15 protein-coding genes and 1 pseudogene are annotated in these 23,404 nt (G+C 74.5%); 9 read left to right on the top strand and 7 right to left on the bottom strand.

Annotation, left to right across the window (positions count from 1 at the left end):
• The first annotated feature begins 347 nt into the window (after positions 1-347).
• The 3 genes from ACFY07_RS06445 to ACFY07_RS06435 all read left to right on the top strand — a co-directional run bounded on the left by ACFY07_RS06445 (position 348) and on the right by ACFY07_RS06435 (position 5,928).
• Complete coding sequence (locus ACFY07_RS06445; RefSeq protein ID WP_390867641.1) at positions 348-1,730, top strand: LCP family protein; 1,383 nt, start codon at positions 348-350, stop codon at positions 1,728-1,730.
• Positions 1,731-2,178: 448 nt separating this feature from the next.
• Entirely contained in the window at positions 2,179-3,615 is a 1,437-nt protein-coding gene (locus ACFY07_RS06440) for an LCP family protein (protein WP_390867639.1), read from the top strand.
• A gap of 579 nt (positions 3,616-4,194) precedes the next feature.
• On the top strand, positions 4,195-5,928 hold the full coding sequence (locus ACFY07_RS06435; RefSeq protein WP_390867638.1) for an LCP family protein: 1,734 nt from the start codon (positions 4,195-4,197) through the stop codon (positions 5,926-5,928).
• A gap of 69 nt (positions 5,929-5,997) precedes the next feature.
• On the opposite strand, the gene ACFY07_RS06430 is transcribed toward ACFY07_RS06435, so the two are convergent.
• The gene (locus ACFY07_RS06430) at positions 5,998-6,618 is read right to left on the bottom strand and encodes an acyltransferase (RefSeq protein ID WP_390867636.1); all 621 of its coding nucleotides are present in this window, start codon (positions 6,616-6,618) and stop codon (positions 5,998-6,000) included.
• Between the two features lie 76 nt (positions 6,619-6,694).
• Positions 6,695-7,756, bottom strand: a complete 1,062-nt coding sequence (locus ACFY07_RS06425; protein WP_390867635.1) for a glycosyltransferase family 2 protein — start codon at positions 7,754-7,756, stop codon at positions 6,695-6,697.
• Positions 7,757-7,920: 164 nt separating this feature from the next.
• Here ACFY07_RS06425 and ACFY07_RS06420 point away from each other — a divergent pair, with 164 nt between their 5' ends.
• The gene (locus ACFY07_RS06420) at positions 7,921-9,447 is read left to right on the top strand and encodes an LCP family protein (protein WP_390867634.1); all 1,527 of its coding nucleotides are present in this window, start codon (positions 7,921-7,923) and stop codon (positions 9,445-9,447) included.
• 193 nt (positions 9,448-9,640) lie between these two features.
• Here the strand turns inward: ACFY07_RS06420 and ACFY07_RS06415 are convergent, their stop codons facing one another.
• Entirely contained in the window at positions 9,641-12,214 is a 2,574-nt protein-coding gene (locus ACFY07_RS06415) for an ABC transporter permease (protein ID WP_390867633.1), read from the bottom strand.
• An 18-nt stretch (positions 12,215-12,232) separates the two neighbouring features.
• Positions 12,233-13,105 carry an ABC transporter ATP-binding protein gene (locus ACFY07_RS06410; RefSeq protein WP_390867632.1) on the bottom strand — a complete coding sequence of 291 codons (873 nt, stop codon included), beginning with the start codon at positions 13,103-13,105 and terminating at the stop codon, positions 12,233-12,235.
• Between the two features lie 409 nt (positions 13,106-13,514).
• Here ACFY07_RS06410 and ACFY07_RS06405 point away from each other — a divergent pair, with 409 nt between their 5' ends.
• Positions 13,515-14,843 (top strand): LCP family protein, encoded by a 1,329-nt coding sequence (locus ACFY07_RS06405; protein WP_390867631.1) that lies wholly within the window; start codon positions 13,515-13,517, stop codon positions 14,841-14,843.
• A gap of 180 nt (positions 14,844-15,023) precedes the next feature.
• Here the strand turns inward: ACFY07_RS06405 and ACFY07_RS06400 are convergent, their stop codons facing one another.
• Positions 15,024-16,181: an acyl-CoA dehydrogenase family protein gene (locus tag ACFY07_RS06400; protein WP_390867630.1), complete on the bottom strand. Its 1,158-nt coding sequence runs from the start codon at positions 16,179-16,181 to the stop codon at positions 15,024-15,026.
• Positions 16,182-16,325: 144 nt separating this feature from the next.
• Between ACFY07_RS06400 and ACFY07_RS06395 the strand changes: the two genes are divergently transcribed.
• Both ACFY07_RS06395 and ACFY07_RS06390 read left to right on the top strand, forming a co-directional pair.
• Complete coding sequence (locus ACFY07_RS06395) at positions 16,326-17,663, top strand: UDP-glucose dehydrogenase family protein (protein WP_390867629.1); 1,338 nt, start codon at positions 16,326-16,328, stop codon at positions 17,661-17,663.
• Between the two features lie 119 nt (positions 17,664-17,782).
• Entirely contained in the window at positions 17,783-18,202 is a 420-nt protein-coding gene (locus tag ACFY07_RS06390) for a CoA-binding protein (RefSeq protein WP_230648450.1), read from the top strand.
• A gap of 209 nt (positions 18,203-18,411) precedes the next feature.
• Here ACFY07_RS06390 and ACFY07_RS06385 read toward each other — a convergent pair whose 3' ends face one another.
• Positions 18,412-20,181 carry a glycosyl hydrolase family 18 protein gene (locus tag ACFY07_RS06385; protein WP_390867628.1) on the bottom strand — a complete coding sequence of 590 codons (1,770 nt, stop codon included), beginning with the start codon at positions 20,179-20,181 and terminating at the stop codon, positions 18,412-18,414.
• A gap of 291 nt (positions 20,182-20,472) precedes the next feature.
• Between ACFY07_RS06385 and ACFY07_RS06380 the strand changes: the two genes are divergently transcribed.
• Both ACFY07_RS06380 and ACFY07_RS06375 read left to right on the top strand, forming a co-directional pair.
• Positions 20,473-21,090 (top strand): Uma2 family endonuclease, encoded by a 618-nt coding sequence (locus ACFY07_RS06380; RefSeq protein ID WP_390867627.1) that lies wholly within the window; start codon positions 20,473-20,475, stop codon positions 21,088-21,090.
• Between the two features lie 43 nt (positions 21,091-21,133).
• Positions 21,134-22,129: pseudogene (locus ACFY07_RS06375) on the top strand (FAD-binding oxidoreductase); the annotation flags it as partial.
• A 64-nt stretch (positions 22,130-22,193) separates the two neighbouring features.
• On the opposite strand, the gene ACFY07_RS06370 reads toward ACFY07_RS06375, so the two are convergent.
• Entirely contained in the window at positions 22,194-23,399 is a 1,206-nt protein-coding gene (locus ACFY07_RS06370) for a dipeptidase (protein ID WP_390867626.1), read from the bottom strand.
• Between the last annotated feature and the right edge of the window lie 5 nt (positions 23,400-23,404).

The raw sequence follows: 23,404 nt of genomic DNA, 5'->3' as shown, positions 1-23,404 counted from the left end.
CCGGCAGCTACCGGCTGCGGGACGAAGCACACGGATCCGGGGCAACCGGATCCGGGGCGCCAGGCGTCGGGGCACCCGGCCGCCGGTGGGGCGGCGTACCCCGGCAGGGCGGCCCCGGAGGCCGCCCTGCCGCCGGTACGGCGGGCCGCCCGCGGGACGCCGCCCCCGCCGAGGACCGCGCCGCCCCCGGCGTCCCCCCGCAGGGGGGCCGCGCCGCGGCCCGCAGGGCGCGCGGCGCCCGGCCCGGTCACGCCACGGCGGTCCCGGAGGCCGGCGGCAGGGCCGCGCGCCGCAAGGCGGGCCGGGCACCGTCCCGCAAGGGCCGCGCCCTGAAGTGGACGGCGGGCGTGGGCGGCTTCGTCCTGGTGGCCGGCTGCGCCGGGGGCATCTACGCCTACCAGCACTTCAACGGCAACATCACCGGTGTCCGGGTGAACCTCGGCGACGAGGCGGACCGCCCGAAGGCCGCCAACAAGGCGATGAACATCCTGGTCATCGGCACCGACAGCCGGAAGGGGCTGGGGAAGAAGTACGGCGACGCGGGCAGCGTCGGCCACGCCGACACGACCTTCCTCTTCCACGTCTCCGCGGACCGGACCAACGCCACCGCCATCTCCATCCCGCGCGACCTCATGGTGAAGATCCCCGAGTGCAAGACGGGGGACAAGGTCATCCCGGGCCAGGAGAACGCCATGTTCAACACCAGCCTGGGCCAGGACGACCGCGACCCCGGCTGCACCTGGAAGACGGTCGAGCAGCTGACCGGCGTGCGCGTCGACCACTTCGTCGAGGTCAACTTCGAGGCCGTGAAGACCATCTCCACCGCCGTCGGCGGCGTCGAGGTCTGCGCCGCGAAGAACCTCGTCGACCCCAAGTCGCACCTGAACATGACGGCGGGCCGGCACACCATCATGGGCGACGAGGCGCTGGCCTTCGTCCGCACCCGGCACGCGGTCGGCTTCGGCGGCGACCTCACCCGCATCCCGCTCCAGCAGCAGTTCATCAGCGGCCTGATCCGCAAGGTGAAGAGCGACGGGACGCTGACCAGCCCGACCAGGCTGCTGAAGCTCGCGGACGCGGCCACGAAGGCGCTGACGGTCGACGACGCCATCGCCGGCGTGTTCAAGCTGAAGGACCTCGCCCAGGACCTCGGCGGGGTCGACACCAAGCACATCACCTTCACGACCGTCCCGGTCCTGGACGACCCGGCGGACAAGAACCGCCTCGTGCTCAAGCAGCCGGACGCCCGGCAGCTCTTCGCCCTGGTCGCGGCGGACCAGTCGCTCACCAAGGTGAAGAAGAAGCACGCCGCGCGCGCCGGCACCCCCTCGCCGCAGGCCACCGCCAAGGCGGCCCCCGCCGACGTGCGGGTGACGGTGAAGAACGGCAGCGGCGTGACCGGACAGGCGCAGACCACGGTCGACTGGATGCAGAACACCCAGGGCTTCCTCCGCAGCAGCAACGGCGCCAACGCCCCGGAGACGGAGAAGACGGTCCTCTACTACGCCCCCGCCCACGCGGACCAGGCCCGCACGCTCGCTGCGGCGCTGGGCCTGCCCGCCTCCCAGATGAAGGCCACCGACCAGTACGGCACCGGGGAGAGGGACCCGATGCTGCTGGTGCTCGGCAAGGACTTCCAGGGTCCCGGCGTCCCGCTGACCGTGCCGACGGCCGCCCCCTCGGGCCTGCAGCGCGTCGAGGCGTCCGACACCAACGCCTGCGCGAAGTGACGCACCGTCAGTGACGGTCCGCACGCGGTGCGCATTCACCCCGCCGGAACACCCGCACGCAATTGCGCGGCAAAAGGTTGCACCCCGCCGTACGTGATCCGGATCACAGCGCCCTATTGCCCCCCTCATTCCCCCGGACGTGTGCGTGGAGGGTCCGCAGAAAGGTAGATTGCGGAATGGCGGCGGCCGGTCGGCCGCCGGCGTCCTCCGGGGGAAGGTGAACCGGCCCATGGCCACGCATGACCGCGCCGCCCCGCTCGGCGGGACGCCCGACCCCCGCGGAACCGCCCCCTCCGGCCGCCGGGGCGGCGGCCCGGCCGCGTCCGGAATCCCGGTCCAGCGCCCGGCGGATGATACGCCGAAAACACCGGGAAGCCGTCGGAGGCCCAAAACCCGCGCCCGGCGGCACCTGAAATGGGCTGCCCTCGGAACCGGCGCCTGCGTGGCGGTGGCAGCCCTTTCCGGATGGCTCTACTACGAGCATCTCAACGGCAATATCCAGTCGTCGAAGAAGAACCTCAGCGACGCCACGGGACAGCGGACCGCACCCAACGCCTTCGGCCAGGTCCCGCTGAACATCCTGCTGCTCGGCTCCGACAGCCGCGCCACCGAGCGTGCCCGGAAGCTGGGCGGCGGCAAGGACCTGAGGAACGACCCGCCGCTCGCGGACGTGCAGATGCTGCTCCACGTCTCCGCCGACCGCAGCAACGCCTCGCTCATCAGCATTCCCCGCGACACCATGGTGACCATTCCCGAATGCCGGAGCGCGGACGGGAAGCAGGACTGGAAGGCCTCGCCCTACACCCGCATCAACGCCTCCCTGGCCCACGGCGGCCCGGGCTGCGTGCTGGGCACCTGGACCGGGCTGACCGGTCTCGAGATCGACCACTTCATGATGATCGACTTCGGCGGCGTGGTGGACATGGCGCAGGCCGTCGGCAAGGTGAAGGTCTGCGTCGACGAGAACCTCTACGACCGGAGGAACAGCCACGGCGGCACCGGCCTGAAGCTGCCCGCGGGCGACAACTACCTGGACAAGGAGCAGTCCCTCCTGTGGCTGCGCACCAGGGACGCCTGGGGCAGCGACCTCAACCGCACCAAAGCCCAGCACATGTACCTCAGCTCGATGATCCGGATGCTGAAGGAGCAGGGCACGCTCACCAACCCGGGCAAGCTGATGGACCTGGCGGAGGCCGCCACCCGGGCCCTCAAGGTCGACGACGGCCTCGACAGCATCAGGAAGCTCTACGACCTGGGGACCGAGCTGCGGAAGGTGCCGACCAACCGCATCTCCACCCTCACCATCCCGGTCCTGCCCGACCCGCGGAACCCCAGGGCGACCGTCGTGCTGAACAAGCCCGACGCCGACCGGATCTGGCAGATGCTGCTCGCCGACACCCCGCTGGACGGCAACGGGAAGCCGAAGGCCGCGAAGCCCGCGTCCGCCTCCCCGACGGCCTCCCCGGCTCCGGCCGTCGACCGGGCCGCGGTCGCCGTCACCGTGCAGAACGGCACCCCCGTCCGCCGGCGGGCCTCCGTGGTCGCCGGCGCGCTCACCGGCGCCGGCTTCACCAAGGCGGCCGTCGGGGTCCCGGGGAACGCCCCGGCGCAGGCCAGGACCACGGTCTCCTTCGGTGCGGGGCACCGCGCCGAGGCCCAGGCCGTGGCCGCGGCCCTGAAGCTGCCCGCCTCCGCGCTGTCCCGGTCGGCCGGCGGCGGCGCCGGCGTGGCGGTCGTCATCGGCGGGGACTGGACGGAGGGCACCGCGTTCCCCGTGCAGGCCGCGCCGAAGGCGGGCGCCGTCCCCAGGTCGGCGGACGCGAGGACCGCGGACGAGAAGGGCTGCATGCACGTCGTGGACCAGGGCGGGTTCTACACCTACTGACCCCGGTCCCGCGGCCGGCCTCCGGGCCGGACCGCGGGACCGCCCTCCGGGCGGAAAGGGGGACCGCCGCCCCCGGATTCCGGAGGGCGGCCCTCCGGATTCCCCGGCGGGCCCCCCTCCCCGGCGGCGGTGCGTTCCGGGGGCTGTTCCGCGGACCGTTCCGGGGCGCGTTCCACGAACCGTTCCGCAACCCGTTCCGCGAACCGTTCCGCGAACCGTTCCGGGGCGTCGGCGGTCCGCCGCATCCGACATCCCGTCCGAAACTCGGCAGGAAAGGGCAGTCGGGCGGCCGGAGCCCTGCGACCTGCGCTTTCATCTGCGTTCCGCGGGGCACGGAAGGGCCTCGCCCGACCCGCCCCTTTCCGCACGGACCGGCAACTGCGTCACCTTCCGTGCACGTTCCACACATTCCGGTTCGCGCAGAAAAGGTTGCATGCGGAACGCGTGACGTACATCACCGGCCCATAAGGGTTTGCATTCCCTCCCGACTTACTGATGGGTCGTCACCCGGTGTTAGATTGAGCGCCCCGGCCGCACACGACAGTTCCGGCCTTTCCCGGGACAGGTGGAGGGACCCCGATGGCCTCGCACGACGGCTCCGGCACCGCGGGCGGCGGACACACCGCCCGGACCGGCACCACCGTCTCCGCCCGGACCGGCACCACCCCCCCGGTCGACGCCCCCCGCGTCCCGGGGCCGCGGCAGCGGGCGCGCCAGGAAGCACGGCAGCGTCCGAGCCGCCGGAAGCGGAAGACCGGCGCGAAGCGCTTCCTGAAGCCGGTCGCGATCGGCGCGGGCACCTGCCTCGTGGCCGCCGCCGCCTCGGGCTGGTTCTACTACGAGAACCTGAACGCCAACATCAAGCACGGCGCCCTCAACACCAGCGACGTCAACGTGCCGCAGACCCGGGCGAACGCCGCCGGGCAGACCCCCCTCAACATCCTGCTGCTCGGCTCCGACGGCCGCGGGGACAAGCGCAACTGCGACCTCGGCGGCGCCTGCGACAGCGGCCCCCCGCACGCGGACGTCGAGATGCTCCTGCACGTCTCGGCCGACCGCAGCAACGCCTCGGTCCTCAGCATCCCCCGCGACACCAAGGTCGACATACCGCCCTGCAGGGACCCGAAGACCGGCCAGTCCTTCCCCGCGGTGCACGACATCATCACCACCAGCCTGGGCCGCGGCGGCCCCGGGTGTGTGGTGGGCACGTGGCAGCAGCTCACCCGGATCCACATCGACCACTACATGATGGTGGACTTCGGGGGCGTGGTGGACATGGCCGACGCCGTGGGCGGCGTACCGGTCTGCGTCGACCACAACGTCTCCGACAACCAGGTCTCCGTGGACCGGCAGGGCCGCCGGCACGTGGTGGGGTCGCACCTGAGGCTCCCGGAGGGCACCCACGTCATCCGCGGCGTGCAGGCGCTGGAGTGGCTCCGCACCCGGCACGCCTTCGAGGACGGGACCGACATCGGGCGGACCCACGCCCAGCACCTCTACATGAACTCGCTGATCCGGCAGATGAAGGCGGCCAGCACGCTGACCAACCCGCTGAAGCTCAACGCGCTGGCGCAGCAGGCGACGAGGTCCCTCACCGTGGACGACGGGCTGAGCAGCATCAAGGCGCTGGCGGACCTGGCCCTGGACCTGAACAGGGTGCCGACCAAGCGGATCACCATGACAACGATGCCGTTCTCCTACATCCCCACGGACCAGGCGCACGTCCAGCCCAGGCCCGAGGCCGCCCGGGTGTTCGCGATGATCGCGAACGACATCCCGCTGGACCGGAACGGCCCCGCGAAGGCCGCGGGCGGCAGGGGCGCGGGCGCCGCGGGGGGCGCCTCCCCGGCCTCCTCCACCGCCGCGTCCCCCGCCGCCGCGTCCTCCGCGCCCGTCGACAAGGCCGCCGTGCGGGTGGCCGTGCGCAACGGCGGCGGGGTCGACGGCCGTGCGCGCGCCATGGCGGGGTTCCTCACCGCCCGGGGCTTCTCCCAGGCGTCGGTGGACGCGACCCCGCTCACCGCGAAGACGACCTCCGTCTTCTACCCGGCCGCCGAAAAGGCGCAGGCCCTCGCGGTGGCCGCGGCACTCGGCATCCCCGTGTCCCGGACGACCGCGTCCCCCCGCGTCGACCGCACCACGGTGGTGATCGGCGCCGACTGGAGCAGCGGGACCGACTTCGCGAGCACCCTGCCGAAGGCCGGCGACCTCCCGGCCACCGCGGTCTCCCAGAACGCCGAGACCGACAAGGGCCAGTGCATGCGGGTGAACACGGCGAAGTACGCGGACGGCCGCTCCATCTACATCTGGTAGGCACGGCCGCGTCCGGCGGGTGCGCGGGCCGGGCGGCGCGCCGCTCAGGCCCCCGCCCGGCCCCGCCCGTCAGACCTGGACCAGCGCCCCGTCCCGCTCGGCGTACTCCTCACCCGTGCGGGGGCAGCGCCAGCGGAGGGTGCCGTCCCCGTCCCCGCCCGCGGGCTCCAGCGGCTCGCCGGCGCGGCCGACCCACTTGATACGGCGGGCCGGGACCCCGGCGACGAGCGCGAAGTCCGGCACGTCGCGGTGGACCACGGCGCCCGCGGCGACCAGCGCCCAGCGGCCCACGGTGACCCCGGCGACGAGCACGGCCCGCGCGCCGACGGAGCAGCCCTCGCGGAGGACGACCCCGCGGGCGTCCCAGTCGTCGCCGCGCTTGAGCTTCCCGTCCGGGTCGACGGACCGCGGGTAGAGGTCGTTGGTGAGCACCGCGGCCGGGCCGACGAAGACGCCGTCCTCCACCACGGCCGGCTCGTAGACCAGCGCGTGGTTCTGCAGCTTGACGCGGTCGCCGAGCCGCACGCCGGGGCCGACGTAGGCGCCCCGGCCGATGATGCAGTCGCGGCCGACCACCGCGCCCTCCCGGACCTGGGCCAGGTGCCAGACGAGGGTGCCGTCGCCGATCTCCGCGCGCGCGTCGACGTCCGCGCTCGGCTGGATGCCCCCCGTACCGCCCTGCGACGCCATCGGCCGCCCCTTCCGGTCGTCCCGTGCCTGCGGATGGCGCGAGCGTACCGAGCGGGGGCGGCCGGTGCGAGGAGGTTCAGCGGTCGGCGAGGCTCCCGTCGAGGGTGCGGCTGCCGACGGCGCCGGCCTCGGGGGCCCGGCTGGCGATGACGCGGCGGGCCAGCGAGCGCGGCGAGGTGAGGAAGCCCCAGCCCCAGGACATGTGCATGGTGGCGAGGGCGACCGGCAGCTGGAGCCGGGCCCGGGCGGAGAGGCCGCGGCCCTCCTTGAGCGAGCCCAGCAGGATCGCCGCGGCGTAGGCGCCGGGGACCGCCAGGAACACCGGGTGCACGGCCGCGCCCAGCACCAGCCCGCCGACGACGCCGGCGAGGGCCGCCGGGGGCGCCAGGTAGCGCAGGTTCACCGAGCCGCGGTGGTAGCGGGTGACGACCCGGCGCCAGCGGCCGTAGTCCTTGTACTGCTTCGCCAGGGCCCGCACCGAGGGGCGCGGCCGGTAGGAGACCCGCAGCTCGGGGGTGAACCAGATGAGGCCGCCGCCCTGCCGGATGCGGTAGTTGAGCTCCCAGTCCTGGGCGCGGACGAACTCCTCGTTGTAGCCGCCGAGGCGCTCCAGCACCTCGCGGCGGAAGACGCCGAGGTACACGGTGTCGGCCGGGGCCGCCTCGCCCCCGGTGTGGAAGGCGGCGTTGCCGACGCCGATGCGGGAGGTCATGGCGGCCGCGACGGCCTTCTCCCACTCCGTCTCGCCCTCGGCGTGCATGATGCCGCCGACGTTGGCCGCGCCCTTCTCCGCCAGCAGCCGCACCGCGGTCGCGATGTAGCCGGGGGTGAGCATGCCGTGGCCGTCGACGCGGACCACCACGGGGTGGCGGGAGCCGCGGATGGCCGCGTTCAGCGCCGCCGGGGTGCGGCCGGTGGGGTTGGGGACCGTGCGGACGCGGGGGTCCTCGGCGGCGAGGGCGGCGGCGATCTCGTCGGTCCGGTCGGTGGAGGGGCCGAGCGCGATCACCACCTCCAGCCCGCCGGCGTAGTCCTGCTCCAGGATGTGGCGGACGGCGGTCCGCAGGTGTCGTTCCTCGTTGAGCACCGGCATGATCACGGAGACCGCCGGCAGCTCCTCGGCAGTGTTGGCGCTCATCGCGCCCACCGTACAGGTGGCCCGCACCCCGCCGCTCCCCGCCCGCCACGGTGACGCAGTTCATGTCAAGGAGAAGCGGATCCATTCACCCGAAAAGGCGCAACGGGGCGCGCGGCAGCGTGTGCTGCGCCCCCGGCGCCGCGGACACGCCTACCGTCGCAGGAGTGCCCGACGACTCCCCCGTCCCCGATCCCGCCGCGACCCGACGGCGCCGCTGGGGGGCCCGGCTCGCCGGCGCCCTCTCCCTCGGCGTCCTCGCCGCCTCGGGCGCGGGCTGGAGCGTCCTGAACGGCGTCGGGGACTCCCTCGGCCGCGTCGACGCCTTCGCCGGGGCGCACGACCGGCCCGCCGCCTCCGACGGCAGCGCGCCCACCTTCCTCCTCGTCGGCACCGACGACCGCGAGGGCATCCCGCGCCGCCGCCTCAAGGAGGTCCTGCACGCCGGCGGCGAGTCCTGCCACTGCACCGACACGATGATGCTGGTCCACCTCTCGCGCGACCGCTCCCGGGCCACCGTCGTCAGCATCCCCCGCGACTCCTACGTCACCATCCCCGCCCACACCGACCCCGCCACCGGCAGGCCGGTGAGCGCCGGACGCGGCAAGATCAACGCCGCGTACGGGATGGGCGGGGCGCCGCTCACCGTGCAGACCGTGGAGCAGGCCACCGGACTGCGCGTCGACCACTACCTGGAGGTCGACTTCCGCACCTTCGTCTCCACCGTCGACGCCCTCGGCGGCGTCGAGGTGTGCAGCGCCGTCCCCCTCCACGACACCTACGCCGGCCTCGACCTGCCCGCCGGCGCCACCCGCCTCGACGGCGCGGGCGCGCTGAAGTACGTCCGCGCCCGGCACGTGGACGCCAGCTCCGACCTCGGCCGCATGCAGCGCCAGCAGCGGCTGGTCGCGCAGGTCCTGCACGAGGCCGCCTCCGAGGGCACCCTGCTCAATCCCGCCAGGCTCGGCCGGGTGATGGGCACCGCCCTGGCGTCCGTCAAGGCCGACCGGGGCCTGTCCACCCGGGACCTGCTGGACCTCGCCTCCTCGCTGCGCGGCTTCTCCACCGACGACGCCGCCTTCACGACCGTCCCGGTCGCCGACGTCAACCACGTCGTCCCGGGCTGGGGCTCCACCGTGCTGTGGGACGCGCCCGCCGCCCGGGCCCTCTTCGACGCCCTGCGCCACGACCGGCCGCTGCCGGCCGCGCCGGGCACGGGGGCACCGGCCCCGGGCGCGGGCGGGACGGGCCCGGGCGCCCCCTCCGCCGGGAGCACGGGCGGCGCCGCCGCGCACCGCACCGCCGCCCCGGCCCCGGGCGGCCGCGCGCTGACCGTCCCGCCGCTGCAGGTCCGGGTCCAGGTGCTCAACGGCACCCGCACCCCCGGCCTGGGCGCCCGCGTCGACCGGGAGCTCCGGCAGGCGGGCTTCGCCACCACCGGACTGGCCTCCAACGCCGCGGGCGGCGGCGCCGCCCGCACCGTCGTCCGGTACGACCCCCGGTGGGACGAGTCCGTGCGGACCCTCGCCGCCGCCCTCCCCCGCGCCCGGCTGGTCCCGGTGCCCGGGCTCGGCGCCGTCCTCCAGGTGGTCGTCGGCTCCGACCACACCGCGCCCCGGCGGGTCACCGTCGCCCCGCACCCGGCGGCCGTCTCCTCGGCCACCACCACCGCCACCCGGGCCGCCTGCCCCTGACCCGGGCGGGCGCGGACGCGGGACGCGGGCGCGGGACGCGGGCGCGGGACGCCGGCCGCCCGGGACGGCCCCGCACGACTCCCCCGCACGCCTCTCCCCTCCCCCCGCACGCCTCTCCTCCCACACACGGACAACGGGGCGGCCCCGGCGCACGCGGGGTGCACCGGGGCCGTCCCCGTCCGGCGGACCGGCGTCAGTCGGTGGCGATGGCCGCCAGCACGTTCATCCGCGAGGCGCGGAACGCCGGGCCCAGGGCCGCCAGCAGGCCGACCAGCGCCGCACCGGCGAAGACGGCGGCGATGGTGCCGACCGGGACCGTCAGCAGGTCGAGGCCCTGGGACTCCAGGACCCGCTGCGCCGCCGTCCCCCACGCCAGGCCCAGACCGGTGCCCAGGACCGCGCCGAAGACCGCGATCACCACCGACTCCAGGCGGACCATGCGGCGCAGCTGGCGCCGGGACAGTCCGAGGGCGCGGATCAGGCCGATCTCCCGGGTCCGCTCCACCACCGACAGGGCCAGGGTGTTGACGACGCCGAGCACCGCCACCACGATCGCGAGCCCCAGCAGGCCGTAGACCATGGACAGCAGCTGGTCGACCTGCTTGCGGATCAGCGCCTTGTAGTCGGCCTGGTCCTTGACCTGCACCTGCGGGTAGTCGGCGAGCGACTTCTGCAGGTCGGCGTAGACCTTGCCGGTGTCCGCGCCGGGAGCCGCGGCGGCGAGGAGCATGACGTCCAGCGGCAGCCGGTCGGCGGGCAGCGCCCGCTCGGCGACGGCCAGGCCCACGAACAGCTGGCCCTTGTACAGCTCGCTGTCGTCGGCGGTGACCGCGGCGACCGGCAGGGTCTCGGTCGCGCCGCCCCGGAAGGCGACCTTCAGCGGGTCGCCGACCTTCAGGCGGTGGGCGTCGGCGAAGCCCTGGTCCACCGAGATGCCGCGGGTCAGTGCGGCGCCGAAGTCGCCGGAGGCCGCGGGCACCCGCAGGTCCCTGGCGTAGGTGGGGCTGACGGCGTTGACGCCGGTCTCCGTGCTCCTCCCGTCCGGGGTGGTGACCGTGGCGGGCACCTGCTTCTGCCGGCTGACGTGGTCGAGCCCGGAGGTGCCGGTGACCGCCCGGACGACCTGCGGCGGGAGGGCGCCGGAGGCCGAGCGGACCACGTAGTCCGCGCCGACCGACCGGTCGATCTGGCTGGAGGCGGAGGAGACCATCGAGGAGGTCACCACCGACGCGCCCGTCACCAGGGCCAGGCCGATCATCAGCGCGGCGGCGGTGGCGCCGGTGCGGCGCGGATTGCGCAGCGCGTTGCGCTGGGCGAGCGTCCCGGCCGGGCCGAACAGGGCCGGGAGCGCCGCGCCGAGCACCCGCACCACCCCGGCCGCCAGCAGCGGGCCCGCCACCACGAAGCCGACCAGCGTCAGCACCACGCCCAGCCCCAGCAGCGACCCGCCGGCCGCGCCGCCGTGCGACGCCGCCGCGCCGGCCAGGGCCGCGGCGCCCGCCGCGGTGAGCACCAGGCCGACGGCGGCCCGGACCCGGTGGGCGGAGGGCTCGGCCGGGGTGCCGTGGTCGCGCAGCGCGGCCATCGGCGAGATCCGGGACGCCCGGCGGGCGGGCAGCCAGGCGGCGAGGACCGTGACGACGACGCCGATCGCGTACGCCACCGCCGGCACGTAGCCCCGGACGGAGAGCTCGGAGGCGTCCAGGTGCATCCCGAACGACCCGATCAGCCGGACCAGGCCCACCGCGAGGCCGAGGCCCGCCGCCAGGCCCAGCGTGGAGCCGAGGAGGCCGAGCAGCAGCGCCTCCGCCAGCACCGAGCGGTTGACCTGGGCGCGGCTGCCGCCGACGGCCCGGAGGAGGCCGATCTCGCGGGTCCGCTGGGCGACCAGCATGGAGAAGGTGTTGACGATGAGGAACGCGCCGACCAGCAGCGAGATCCCGGCGAAGCCGAGCATCGCGTACTTCATGAAGTCGAGGAAGCCGCCCACGCCCGTCCGGGCCTGCGCGGCCGACTCGGCGGCGGTCCGCACCGTGTAGGAGGGGCCCAGCTCGGCGGTGACCTCCGCCTTGACCCGGTCGTCGCTGCGGCTGCCGTCGCCGTACGCGGCGACCGAGGTGAAGACGCCGGTCCGGCCCAGCAGGTACCGCTGCGCGGTCGGGGTGTCGAAGAAGACCAGCGCGGCGCCGGGGTTGGTGGTGGTGAAGGTGGCGACGCCGGAGATGGTGAGGCGGTAGTCGCCGACCGGGGTGACCACGCGCAGCGCGTCCCCGGTCCCCAGGCCGGCCTTCCCGGCGGTGTCCGCGTCCAGGACCGCCTCGCCGGGGCCGTGCGGGACCCGGCCGGAGGTGATCCGCAGGGCGGGGTTGGGGGTCTCGTACCAGTTGCCCGCGATGGTCGGGGCGCCGCCGGTCGGGCCGATCGCCTTGCCGGTCGCGGGGTCGACGACGGTGGCGTCCTGCACCGAGACGTCGCCGGCCGCGCTGCGCACGCCGGGCTGCGCGGCCACCCGCCGCACCACGGAGTCGGGCAGGGTCGCGGCCCGGGCGCCGCCGTACTGCTGGTCGTCGTCGGAGCCCGCGCCCTTCGGGCTCACCGAGACGTCGGCGGCGGTGGAGGCGAAGAGGCGGTCGAAGGTGGCGGTGGCGGTGTCCGCGAAGACGAGGGTGCCGGAGACGAAGGAGACCGAGAGCACCACCGCGACCAGCGAGAGCGCCACCCGGCCCTTGTGGGCGAGGAGGTTCCTGAGGGAGGTCCTGAGCATCATGGCCGTGTCCCGTCCCCGTCAGCCGGCGGTGCGGTCGTCGGCGCCCTTGCGGAGGGCGTCCGGGGCGGGCCGGGCGCCCGCGGCGGGGGCGTCGGCGCCGGAGAAGCGCAGCATGCGCTCCAGGACGGCGTCGGCGGTGGGGTCGGCCATCTCGTCGACGATCCGGCCGTCGGCGAGGAAGAGCACGCGGTCGGCGTAGCCGGCGGCCACCGGGTCGTGGGTGACCATGACGATGGTCTGGCCGAGCTCGTCCACCGAGCGGCGCAGGAAAGTGAGCACCTCGGCGCCCGCGCGGGAGTCGAGGTTGCCGGTGGGCTCGTCGCCGAAGATGATCTCGGGCCGGGAGGCCAGGGCGCGGGCCACCGCGACCCGCTGCTGCTGGCCGCCGGAGAGCTGGGCGGGCCGGTGCCGCAGGCGGTCGGCGAGGCCGACGGTCTCCACGACCTGGTCCAGCCACGCGCGGTCGGGACGGCGGCCGGCGATGTCCATCGGCAGGGTGATGTTCTCCAGCGCGTTCAGGGTCGGCAGCAGGTTGAACGCCTGGAAGATGAAGCCGATCTTGTCCCGGCGCAGCCGGGTCAGCTGCCTGTCCTTCAGCCCCGTGATCTCGGTGCCCCCGATCAGGATCCGGCCGGAGGTGACCGAGTCCAGGCCCGCGAGGCAGTGCATCAGCGTGGACTTGCCCGAACCCGACGGGCCCATGATCGCCGTGAACCGCCCGCGGGCGATGTCCACGTCGACCGCGTCCAGCGCCGTCACCCGGGTCTCGCCGGTGCCGTACGCCTTGGTCACCTGCCGTGCGCTCGCCGCGACGGCCGGCGCGCCGCCGGCCGCTCCCGCGGGCGCTCCCGCCGCAGGGGACCCGAAGGGGGCTGCTGCTGCCGTCGTCACTGGTCTCACTCCTCGGTCGCGGTCCTGCCCGGTGCCGCCCGGCCGCGGGGGCCGGACCGCGGCGGCACGCCGCGCACGGTCCTCCGCAGCCGGGGGTCCTCCCCGTCCGGCCCGGTGGGCCGGCGGAATGCCACGACGCTACGGGGTGCACCGCCCCCCGCGACTCCTCCGGCGGGAGGAACCCGGCACCGGAGGTTGTCCGGGGTGCCGGACCGCGCCCCCTAGGGGGGCCGGGGACGCCGTCTCGGGGTGCCCCCGCGCCCCGGCCGGTCCCCGCCCGCCGGTCCGCCCCCACCTGCACCGCGACCGGCCCGCGACCATGCCCCCGGTCCGTCCCGTACCTGCACCAACTCTGCTACAGCGGCCACCCGGCTGGGGTTCGATCGGCCGGATGGGGCATCCTTCCGGCATGAACTCGTGGGAGGACGGCCGCTACGGCGGCGCGCAGCAGGGCCAGGGCGGCGGCGGGTACGGAGGCGGCGACGCCGAGCCGACCCGCTCGATGCCGCACGTGCAGCGGCAGCGCCGCCCCGGCGCCCCGCACGGCGGGTACGGGCAGGCCGGGTCCCCCGCCGAGCCCCCGCTGCCGCCCGGCCTCAACCCGCGCGGCCCCGCCGCCGGCGCCCCCGCGGGCGGGTACGGCGCGACCATCCCGCAGCAGTCCTCGGGCGGCTACGGGGGCGGCCCGGCCGCCCCCGGGTACCACGACGGGCCCCCGCCGGGCGCCTCCCCGGTCCGCTCCTCCCGCTGGCCGCGCCGCCGCAAGGTGAAGGTGGCGCTGCTCACCCTCCTGTGCGCGCTGCTGGTGGTCACCGCGGGCACCTGGTTCTGGGCCGACGGCAAGCTGCGCCGCCAGGACGTGCTGCAGGACTACCCGGGCCGCCCCGGCGAGGGCAAGGGCACCAACTGGCTGATCGTGGGCTCCGACAGCCGCGAGGGCATGACGAAGCAGGACGCCAAGGACCTGCACACCGGCCTGGGTGCCAAGGGCAAGCGCACCGACTCGATGATGCTGCTCCACATAGGCGACCACGGGAACACCATGATGAGCATCCCGCGCGACTCGTGGGTGACCGTCCCCGCCCACCAGAGCAGCATCAACCCGAGCCAGACCGTCTCGGCCCGCAAGCACAAGATCAACGCGGCGTTCGCCATCGGCGGCGCCCCGCTGCTGGTCAGGACGGTCGAGACGGCGACCGGGCTGCACGTCGACCACTACGCGGAGATCGGCTTCGCGGGCTTCCGCGACCTGGTCGACTCCCTGGGCGGGGTGCGGATGTGCCTGGACAAGCCGATGAAGGACGCCAAGTCGGGCGCGGACTTCCCGGCCGGCTGCCGGGAGTTCAACGGCACCGACTCGCTGAAGTACGTGCGCTCCCGCTACGTGGACGGCACCGGCGACCTCGGCCGCATGAAGCGCCAGCGGCAGTTCCTGGCGTCCATCGCCAACGAGGCCGCCTCCCCCGCCACCATCGCCAACCCCTTCACCCTGTACCCGACGATCAGCTCCGGCCTCGGCACCCTGATCGTCGACAAGGACTGCGGGCTCACCGACCTGGCCTCCATGTTCTTCGCCATGAAGGGCGTGAGCAGCGGCAGCGGGAAGACCATCACCGTGCCGATCGCCAACCCGGGCCTGCCCACCTCCGAGGGCTCCGCGGTCGACTGGAGCGACTCGCGGTCCAAGCCGGTCTTCGACGCCCTCCGCAACGACACCGCCGTCCCGGACGTGAAGTAGCCGGCGCGGGGCGGCGCACCGGACCGGCCGCCGCCCTCCGGGGCACGAAGGCCCGGGCCCCCGTCTCCGGGGGCCCGGGCCTTCGCCGCACAGCGGCCCGGCAGGGAGGCGGGAAACGCCGGAGGCGCCCCCCTCGGGGGGCGCCTCCGGTCTGCGCCTACGCGACGGCTTCCGCCTCCGTCACGGCAGGTTCCGGGCCATCACGATCCGCTGGACCTGGTTCGTCCCCTCGTAGATCTGCGTGATCTTGGCATCGCGCATCATGCGCTCCACCGGGTAGTCGCGGGTGTAGCCGTAGCCGCCGAGGAGCTGGACGGCGTCGGTGGTGACCTCCATGGCGACGTCGGAGGCGAAGCACTTGGCGGCGGCGCCGAAGAAGGTGAGGTCGGCGTCGACGCGCTGCGACTTGGCGGCGGCGGAGTAGGTGAGCTGGCGGGCCGCCTCCAGCTTCATGGCCATGTCGGCGAGCATGAACTGGACGCCCTGGAACTCGGCGACGGCCTTGCCGAACTGCTTGCGCTCCTTGACGTAGCCCTTGGCGTAGTCGAGGGCGCCCTGGGCGATGCCGAGGGCCTGGGCGGCGATGGTGATCCGGGTGTGGTCCAGGGTCTTCATCGCGGTGGCGAAGCCGGTGCCCTCCTCGCCGATCATGCGGTCGGCGGGGATGCGGACGTTGTCGAGGTAGACCTCGCGGGTCGGGGAGCCCTTGATGCCGAGCTTCTTCTCCGGGGCGCCGAAGGAGACGCCCTCGTCGCCCTTCTCGACCACGAACGCCGAGATGCCCCGGGAGCGCTTCTCGGGGTCGGTGACGGCCATCACCGTGTAGAACTCCGAGACGCCGGCGTTGGTGATCCAGCGCTTGACGCCGTTGAGCACCCAGAAGTCGCCGTCGCGCACCGCGCGGGTCTTCATGCCGGCCGCGTCCGAGCCGGCCTCGGGCTCGGAGAGGCAGTAGGAGAACATGCCCTCGCCCCGGGCGAGGGCGCCCAGGTACTTGGCCTTGAGCTCCTCGGAGCCGGAGAGCTGCACCGGCAGCGAGCCCAGCTTGTTGACCGCCGGGATGAGCGAGGAGGAGGCGCAGACGCGGGCGACCTCCTCGATGACGATGACGGTCGCGAGGGCGTCCGCGCCCGCGCCGCCGTAGGTCTCCGGGACGTGCACCGCGTGGAGGTCGTTGGCCTGGAGGGCGTCCAGCGCCTCCTGGGGGAAGCGGCCCTCCTCGTCCACCTCGGCCGCGTACGGGGCGATCTTCGCCTCCGCGAGCGACCGCACGGCGTCGCGGAGCATCTCGTGCTCCTCGGAGATGCGGAAAAGGTCGAAGTCTTCGCTGCCCGCCACGGAACCCCTCCGGTTAACTACTGTTAAGTACCCCCACGATTCTACGACCGGCCCCCTCCCCCGCATCACGTGACGTGCGCGACAGCCCGCGGGGGGCGGATACCATCGCCGGGTTCGGTCGGGACGTCGGAGGGATGCAGGGCCGTGACACTCAGGATCACCGTGATCGGCACCGGGTACCTCGGCGCCACCCACGCGGCGTGCATGGCCGAGCTGGGCTTCGAGGTGCTGGGCTACGACATCGACCCGGACAAGGTGGCCACGCTGACGGCCGGCCGGGTGCCGATGTACGAGCCGGGGCTGGAGGAGCTGCTGGTCCGGCACGTGGCCGGGCACGAGGGCTCGACCGGGCGGCTGCGCTTCACCTCGTCGGTGGAGGAGGTCGCGGAGTTCGGCGACGTCCACTTCGTCTGCGTGAACACGCCGCAGAAGGGCGGCGAGTTCGCCGCCGACATGAGCTACGTGGACGCCGCCGTCGACGCGCTGGCGCCGCACCTGACCCGGCCGACGCTGGTGGTGGGCAAGTCCACCGTGCCGGTCGGCAGCGCGGCCCGGCTGGCCGCCCGCCTGGCCTCGCTGGCCCCGGTCGGGGAGCGGGCGGAGCTGGCGTGGAACCCGGAGTTCCTGCGCGAGGGGTTCGCCGTGGGCGACACCCTGCACCCGGACCGGCTGGTGGTCGGCGTGCGCAGCGGGCGGGCCGAGGCGCTGCTGCGGGAGGTGTACGCGACGCCCGTCGGCCGGGGCGTGCCGTTCGTGGTGACGGACTTCGCGACGGCGGAGCTGGTGAAGGCCGCGGCGAACTCCTTCCTGGCCACCAAGATCTCGTTCATCAACGCGATGGCGGAGGTCTGCGAGAGCGCGGGCGCCGACGTGGTGCAGCTGAGCCGGGCCCTGTCGTACGACGAGCGGATCGGCGGGAAGTTCCTCAACGCGGGGCTGGGCTTCGGCGGCGGGTGCCTGCCGAAGGACATCCGGGCGTTCATGGCGCGGGCCGGGGAGCTGGGCGCGGACCAGGCGCTGACGTTCCTGCGCGAGGTCGACTCGATCAACATGCGGCGGCGCTCGCGGATGGTGGAGCTGGCCCGGGAGCAGTGCGGGGGCGGGTTCCTGGGCCGCCGGGTGGCGGTGCTGGGCGCGGCGTTCAAGCCGAACTCGGACGACATCCGGGACTCGCCGGCGCTGAACGTCGCCGGGCAGATCCAGCTGCAGGGCGCGCAGGTCGCGGTGTACGACCCGAAGGCGATGGACAACGCGCGCAAGATGTTCCCGGGCCTGGCGTACGCGGAGTCGGCCCTGGAGGCGGCCCGGGGCGCGCACGTGGTGCTGCACCTGACGGAGTGGCAGGAGTTCCGGGAGATGGACCCGGAGGCGCTGGGCGCGGTGGTGGCCGAGCGGCGGATCCTGGACGGGCGGAACGTGCTGGACCCGGTGGCGTGGCGGGCGGCGGGCTGGACCTACCGGGCGCTGGGCCGGCCGAGCTGAGCCGGTCCCTCCCGGCCGTGGGCCTCTCCGGACGGGCCTGGCCGGGCCCGTCCGGAGAGGCCCGCGGCGGGGTCGGGCCGCCGCGGAATCCGGTGGCGGGCCCGGTCGTTGGACCTGCCATGACGGACTACGGTGACGACGCGGCCGTGCGGGAGATCCTGACCGGCACCGGCGACGTGTGGGCGGTGGTGGGGCTCTCGGGCAACACCTCCCGGGCCGCCTACGGGGTGGCGCGGGTGCTGCAGCGGTTCGGGAAGCGGGTGGTCCCGGTGCACCCGAGGGCGGAGACCGTGCACGGGGAGCAGGGGTACCGCTCGCTGGCGGAGGTGCCGTTCCCGGTGGACGTGGTGGACGTCTTCGTCAACTCCTCCCTGGCGGGCGGCGTGGCGGACGAGGCGGTGGCGGCCGGTGCCCGGGCGGTCTGGTTCCAGCTGGGCGTGGTCGACGAGGCGGCGTACGCGCGGGTGCGGGCGGCGGGGCTGCCGATGGTGATGGACCGCTGCCCGGCGATCGAGATCCCGCGGCTGGGCCTGGGCTGAGGCCGGGCCCGGGCCGGGGCGGGCCGGGACTGCGGCCGCCGGCCGGCGCGGCCGGGGTTTCCGGGACTACTGCAGGGGCTTCCGGGGGCTGCCGCGGGGGCTTCCGGGGGCTGCCGCGGGGGCTTCCGGGGGCTGCCGCGGGGGTGCGGACGTGGGTCCGCGCCGCCCGGGGTCGGAGTCCGCCGGGCGGCGCGGGGTCGGGGGCGGGGTCAGCAGGCGCCGAGGTCCTGCCAGACGCCCCACTCACCGGTGGTGCCGGGCTCCTCGCCCTGGGTCCACCACTTGGCCTTCCACGTGTGCCCCTGGTGGGACACCGTGTTGCCGCCGACATAGACCGCGGTGCGGTCCCAGGCGGGGGCGGTGCAGGTGCCGCCGGTCGGGGTGGGGGTCGGGGTCGCGGTGGGCGTCGCCGTGGGGGTGGGCGTCGGGGTCGGCGTGGGCGTGCCCGTGGGCGTCGGGGTGGGGGTGGGCGTCGGGGTGACCGTGGAGCCGGAGCAGTCGGCGGCGGAGCCGTCCGTGGCGGTCACGATCCGGTTGAAGAGCGTGGCCGAGGCGTCCAGGTCGAGCAGCGAGTACATCATCGACCCGGCGAGGCCGTGGCAGTGCGCGTAGTCGGCCTTGGCCTGGATGCCCTGGGCGCCGAGTCCGGTCCAGAACTCGGTGCCGTTGTAGAAGTAGTTCGACTGCGTCCTGGGGTCCCAGTAGGTGGAGGCCGGGTTGTCGACGATCCCGGTGAGCTCCTTGGCGTAGGCGATGCCGGCGGTGGCGCTGAGGCCGCGGGCCGGGGCCGGGCCGGTGGCGGACTGGTACAGGCCGTGGTTCGCGCCGGCGGGGACGCCGGTCCAGCCGCGGTAGTACAGCGGGTAGCCCATGGTCAGCCTGGAGGCGGGGAAGCCGCCGGGGATGCCGTACGCGGGGTCGCCCTGCGTCCAGGCGCGCAGCGCGTTGTCGCTGCTGTACTTCCCGGTGCCGGGGGCGATCGGCGTGGAGGGGTCGTCCGGGGACTGGTAGGTGGGGTCCTGGTGGTTGGTGGGGCCGGTGGCGTCCCAGGCGCCGTGCATGTCGTAGGTCATGATGTTCGCGTAGTCGAGGTACTGGCCGACCTTGTCGGTCTCGATCTGCGCGATCTTGTCCTGGCCGGCCGGCAGGGCTGCCGTGAGGAGCATCCTCCGGCCGTTGGCGGTGCCGTAGGCGTCGAGCTCGGCGCGGAACTCGGCGAGCAGCGCGGTGAAGTTCTTCCTGTCGTTCGCGCTGTAGTGGTTGCCGACGTGGCCGTTCGGCGAGCCGGGGTACTCCCAGTCGAGGTCGAAGCCGTCGAAGATCCCGGCGGCGCTGCCGGGGCCGCCGAAGCCGCCGTCGACGGGCAGGTTGCCCTTGACGAACATGTCGATGCAGGAGGAGACGAACTTCTTGCGGCTCGCATCGGTGGCGGCGGCGTCGGAGAAGTACTTGGAGTACGTCCAGCCGCCGATGGAGGCGACGATCCGCAGCCCGGGGTACTTGGCCTTGAGCTTCCGGAGCTGGTTGAAGGTGCCGGCGATCGGCTGGTTCCAGACGTCGGCGACGCCGTCGACGCTGGTGTCGGCGCCGAAGGACTTCTGGTAGTCGGCGAAGGCGTCGCCCGCGCCGTCGCCGGCGTTGGGGTTCGACTCGTTGGTGGAGTCGGCGGCCTTGGTGGCCTCGAAGCAGGTGAGGTCGGTGGGGTGGATGTTCTCGAAGGAGTAGTTGAGGACGTCCAGCTTGCCGGCGATGCCCCGGGTGTCGAGGTCCTTGGGGTAGAAGGCGTTGCCGTAGACGGACCACTGGTCGTAGTAGGCGATCTTCACGCCGCCGCTGGTGGCGGCGGTCGCGGCGGCGGGGACGGCGGCGGCGTCGGCCTGTCCGGCACCGGCGAGGACGCCGAGGGCGCCGGCGGCGAGGGCCAGGGCGGAGAGGGCCGCGGCGAGCGGTCCGCCGGTCCTGCGGGGGGTGGGGTGCACGGTGGAGGACCTCCTGGGGAGGGGGGCGGGGGGGGCCGTGCCCGGCGGCACCCTGGTGCGCGGTCAGGTATGGGATACCGGTTCTGTAGGTGCGCGGTCAATGGTATGGACCAATAAGGTCTGGACCAATATCCGGAACCGTGCCTTCCGGGCGCATGACGCACCCCGCACACCCCCGGATCGAGTGGGTGTTCGCCGGATCGGGGCCGGTCCGGCCGCCGGTCGCGGGATGCTGATCCCTGCTGTGCTCCCGTGCCATGCTGGGGTTCGGAGACGCCGCTGGAGGCAGTGATGGCCATGAGCACCGCCCACCGCATCGAGGACCACGCCGGCGCCTGGACCGTCGACGAGGTCCTCGCCCTCGACGAGCACCCGGCAGGCAGCCACTACGAGCTCGTGGACGGTGTGCTCATGATGTCCCCCGCGCCCGGCTGGGCCCACCAGGACGCCTCCTTCGAGCTGGCGAGCCAGCTGAAACGCGCCGTGCGCACCGCCCGCGCGCCCTTCCGGGTGGCGGAGGCCGTCAACGTGCGCGGCGACTCACGGCTCTTCGTGCCCGACATCGTGGTGGCGGACCGGTCCGCGGTGCGGCGGGACACCGTCGCCGTGCCGCTGGAGGCGGTGCTGCTGCTGGTGGAGATCGTCTCGCCGTCCACCCGGCCGCAGGACCGGATCCTCAAGCCCGCCCTCTACGCCCAGGCGGCCGTGCCGCTGTACTGGCGACTGGAGCTGGAGCCCGAGCCGCACGTCGTCGTGCACGAGCTGTCCGACGGCACGTACCGGGAGGGGGAGGTGCTGAAGGGGCGCCGGACCGTGCGGGTGGCGGACGCCTTCACGGCGGAGCTGGACCTGGGCGCCCTGCTCGCCGACCTCGACGGGGAGGGCGACGGGGAGGGCGAGGGCGCCTGACCCTCCGTGACGGAGGCCACAGGGGCGGTCCGCTTCCTTAAAGCTGCTGGACCGTCCCGACGAGCGCCCCGACGCCCTGCTCTCCCGGATCGCCCACAAGCACGCCTCACTGGGCGTCACCTCCGGGCAGTACAAGGTCGTCCACACCCACCTGCTGGCGGCCGTCGCCGAGGTGCTCGGCGACGCGGTGACGCCCGAGGTCGCGGCCGCCTGGGACGAGGTGTACTGGCTGATGGCCAACGCGCTGATCGCCGTCGAGGCCGAGCTCTACGAGCGGGCCGACACCCCCAAGGGCGACGTGTGGCGGCGGATGCGGGTCGTGGGGCGCACGCGGGAGACCGCCGACACCGCCTCCTTCGTGCTGCGGCCCGAGGACGGCTCGGCCGCCGGGGGCTTCCGCCCCGGCCAGTACGTCTCGGTGCAGGTGGAGCTGCCGGACGGCGCGCACCAGATCCGCCAGTACAGCCTCTCCGCGGCGCCGGGCCGCGCCGACTGGCGGATCACGGTGAAGCGGGTCCGGGGCGGGGACGCGCCCGAGGGCGAGGTGTCGTCCTGGCTGCACGGGCACGTGCGGACCGGCGACGTGCTGAGGGTCTCGGCGGCCTTCGGCGACCTGGTGCTGCCCGACGGCGACGGTCCGCTGCTCCTGGTGTCGGCGGGCATCGGCTGCACCCCGATGCTGTCGATGCTGGACCACCTGGCCGCGACCGGCTCCGCCCGGCCGGTCACCGTGGTGCACGCCGACCGCTCCCCCGCCGCCCACGCCCACCTGGCGGAGCTGCGCGAGCGGGTGGCGGGGCTTCCGGGGGCGGCCCTGCTGCGCTGGTACGAGGAGCCGGGCGACGAGGCGGGGCCGGACGTCCGCGCGGGCCTGGTGGACGTGGACGCGCTGGAGCTGCCCGAGGGCGTGACGGCGTACCTGTGCGGGCCGCTGCCGTTCCTGCGGGCGGTGCGCGGCGGACTGCTGCGGCGGGGCGTGCCGGCCGCCGACGTGCACTACGAGGTGTTCGGCCCCGACCTGTGGCTGGGCCGGGACTGACGGGGCGGCAGGGGGCCGGGGCCGCACGGCGCGGTCCCGGCCCTCCGGCGTCCCCGGGGGGCCCTCAGCCGTCGAGGCGGTCGATGGTGGCCGTGGACGGGCCGCGCACGGCCTGCGCCGCCCGCGCCGCGCCCTCGGCGTCGCGCAGCACCCGCACCGCGTTGTGCCAGGTCAGTTTGGCCAGGTCGGCCTCGGACCAGCCGCGCCCCAGCAGCTCGGCGAGGAGGTTGGGATAGCCGGAGACGTCCTCCAGGCCGGCCGGGGTGAAGGCGGTGCCGTCGTAGTCGCCGCCGATGCCGACGTGGTCGACGCCCGCGATCTCCCGCATCCGGTCGAGGTGGTCGGCGACGGTGGCGACGGTGGCCACCGGGCGCGGGTCGGCCTCCTCGAAGGCCCGCTGGCAGGCCATGGCGGCGGGGGTGGTGTCCAGGGGGTGGAAGCCGTGGTCGGCCATGTTGGCGTCGGCGCGCCTCGTCCAGGCGATGGCCTCGGGCAGGACGAACTTCGGCACGAAGGTGGCCATGGCGACGCCGCCGTTGGCGGGCAGCCGCTCCAGGACGTCGTCGGGGATGTTGCGGGGGTGGTCGCAGACGCCGCGCGACGAGGAGTGGGAGAAGACCACGGGCGCCTCGCTGACCCGCAGGGCGTCGCGCATGGTGTCGGGCGAGACGTGGGAGAGGTCGACGAGCATGCCGAGCCGGTTCATCTCCCGCACGACCTCCTCGCCGAAGGCGGTGAGACCGTCGGCCTCGGGGGTGTCGGTCGCGGAGTCGGCCCACGGCACGTTGTCGTTGTGGGTGAGCGTCATGTACCGCACGCCGAGCGCGTACAGGGCGCGCAGGGTGGCCAGCGAGCAGTCGATGCTGTGGCCGCCCTCGGCGCCCATGAGGGAGGCGATGCGGCCCTCGGCGCGGGCCGCCTCCATGTCGTCGGCGGTGAGGGCGAGCCGCAGGTCGCCGGGGTGGCGGTCGACGAGGCGGCGCACCACGTCGATCTGCTCCAGGGTGGCGCTGACGGCGTGGTCGCCCGCGAGGTCGGTGCGGACGTACACCGACCAGAACTGGGCGCCGACGCCGCCGGCCCGCAGCCGGGGCAGGTCGGTGTGGAGCCGGTGGCTCTGGTCGGCGGCGATGTCGCAGGCGTCCAGGTCGTAGCGGACCTGCTCGCGCAGCGCCCACGGCAGGTCGTTGTGGCCGTCGACGACGGGCGCCTCGGCCAGGACGGCCCGCGCCCGGGCGAGCAGCTCGGGAGAGGGGGCCCGGTACGCCACCGCGG

This window comes from Streptomyces sp. NPDC001380 (genome assembly GCF_042895785.1).
Taxonomy (GTDB): Bacteria; Actinomycetota; Actinomycetes; order Streptomycetales; family Streptomycetaceae; genus Peterkaempfera.
Note: the sequence above shows the minus strand (reverse complement) of the source record. Positions and strands in the feature narration are given on the sequence as shown.

Bases quoted from the DNA above. Each gene is read 5' to 3' on its own strand.
- ACFY07_RS06380 (WP_390867627.1), top strand. From the start codon at position 20,473: ATGGCCATGAGCACCGCCCACCGCATCGAGGACCACGCCGGCGCCTGG.
- ACFY07_RS06435 (WP_390867638.1), top strand. From the start codon at position 4,195: ATGGCCTCGCACGACGGCTCCGGCACCGCGGGCGGCGGACACACCGCC.
- ACFY07_RS06425 (WP_390867635.1), bottom strand. From the start codon at position 7,756: ATGAGCGCCAACACTGCCGAGGAGCTGCCGGCGGTCTCCGTGATCATG.
- ACFY07_RS06415 (WP_390867633.1), bottom strand. From the start codon at position 12,214: ATGATGCTCAGGACCTCCCTCAGGAACCTCCTCGCCCACAAGGGCCGG.
- ACFY07_RS06390 (WP_230648450.1), top strand. From the start codon at position 17,783: ATGACGGACTACGGTGACGACGCGGCCGTGCGGGAGATCCTGACCGGC.
- ACFY07_RS06430 (WP_390867636.1), bottom strand. From the start codon at position 6,618: ATGGCGTCGCAGGGCGGTACGGGGGGCATCCAGCCGAGCGCGGACGTC.
- ACFY07_RS06405 (WP_390867631.1), top strand. From the start codon at position 13,515: ATGAACTCGTGGGAGGACGGCCGCTACGGCGGCGCGCAGCAGGGCCAG.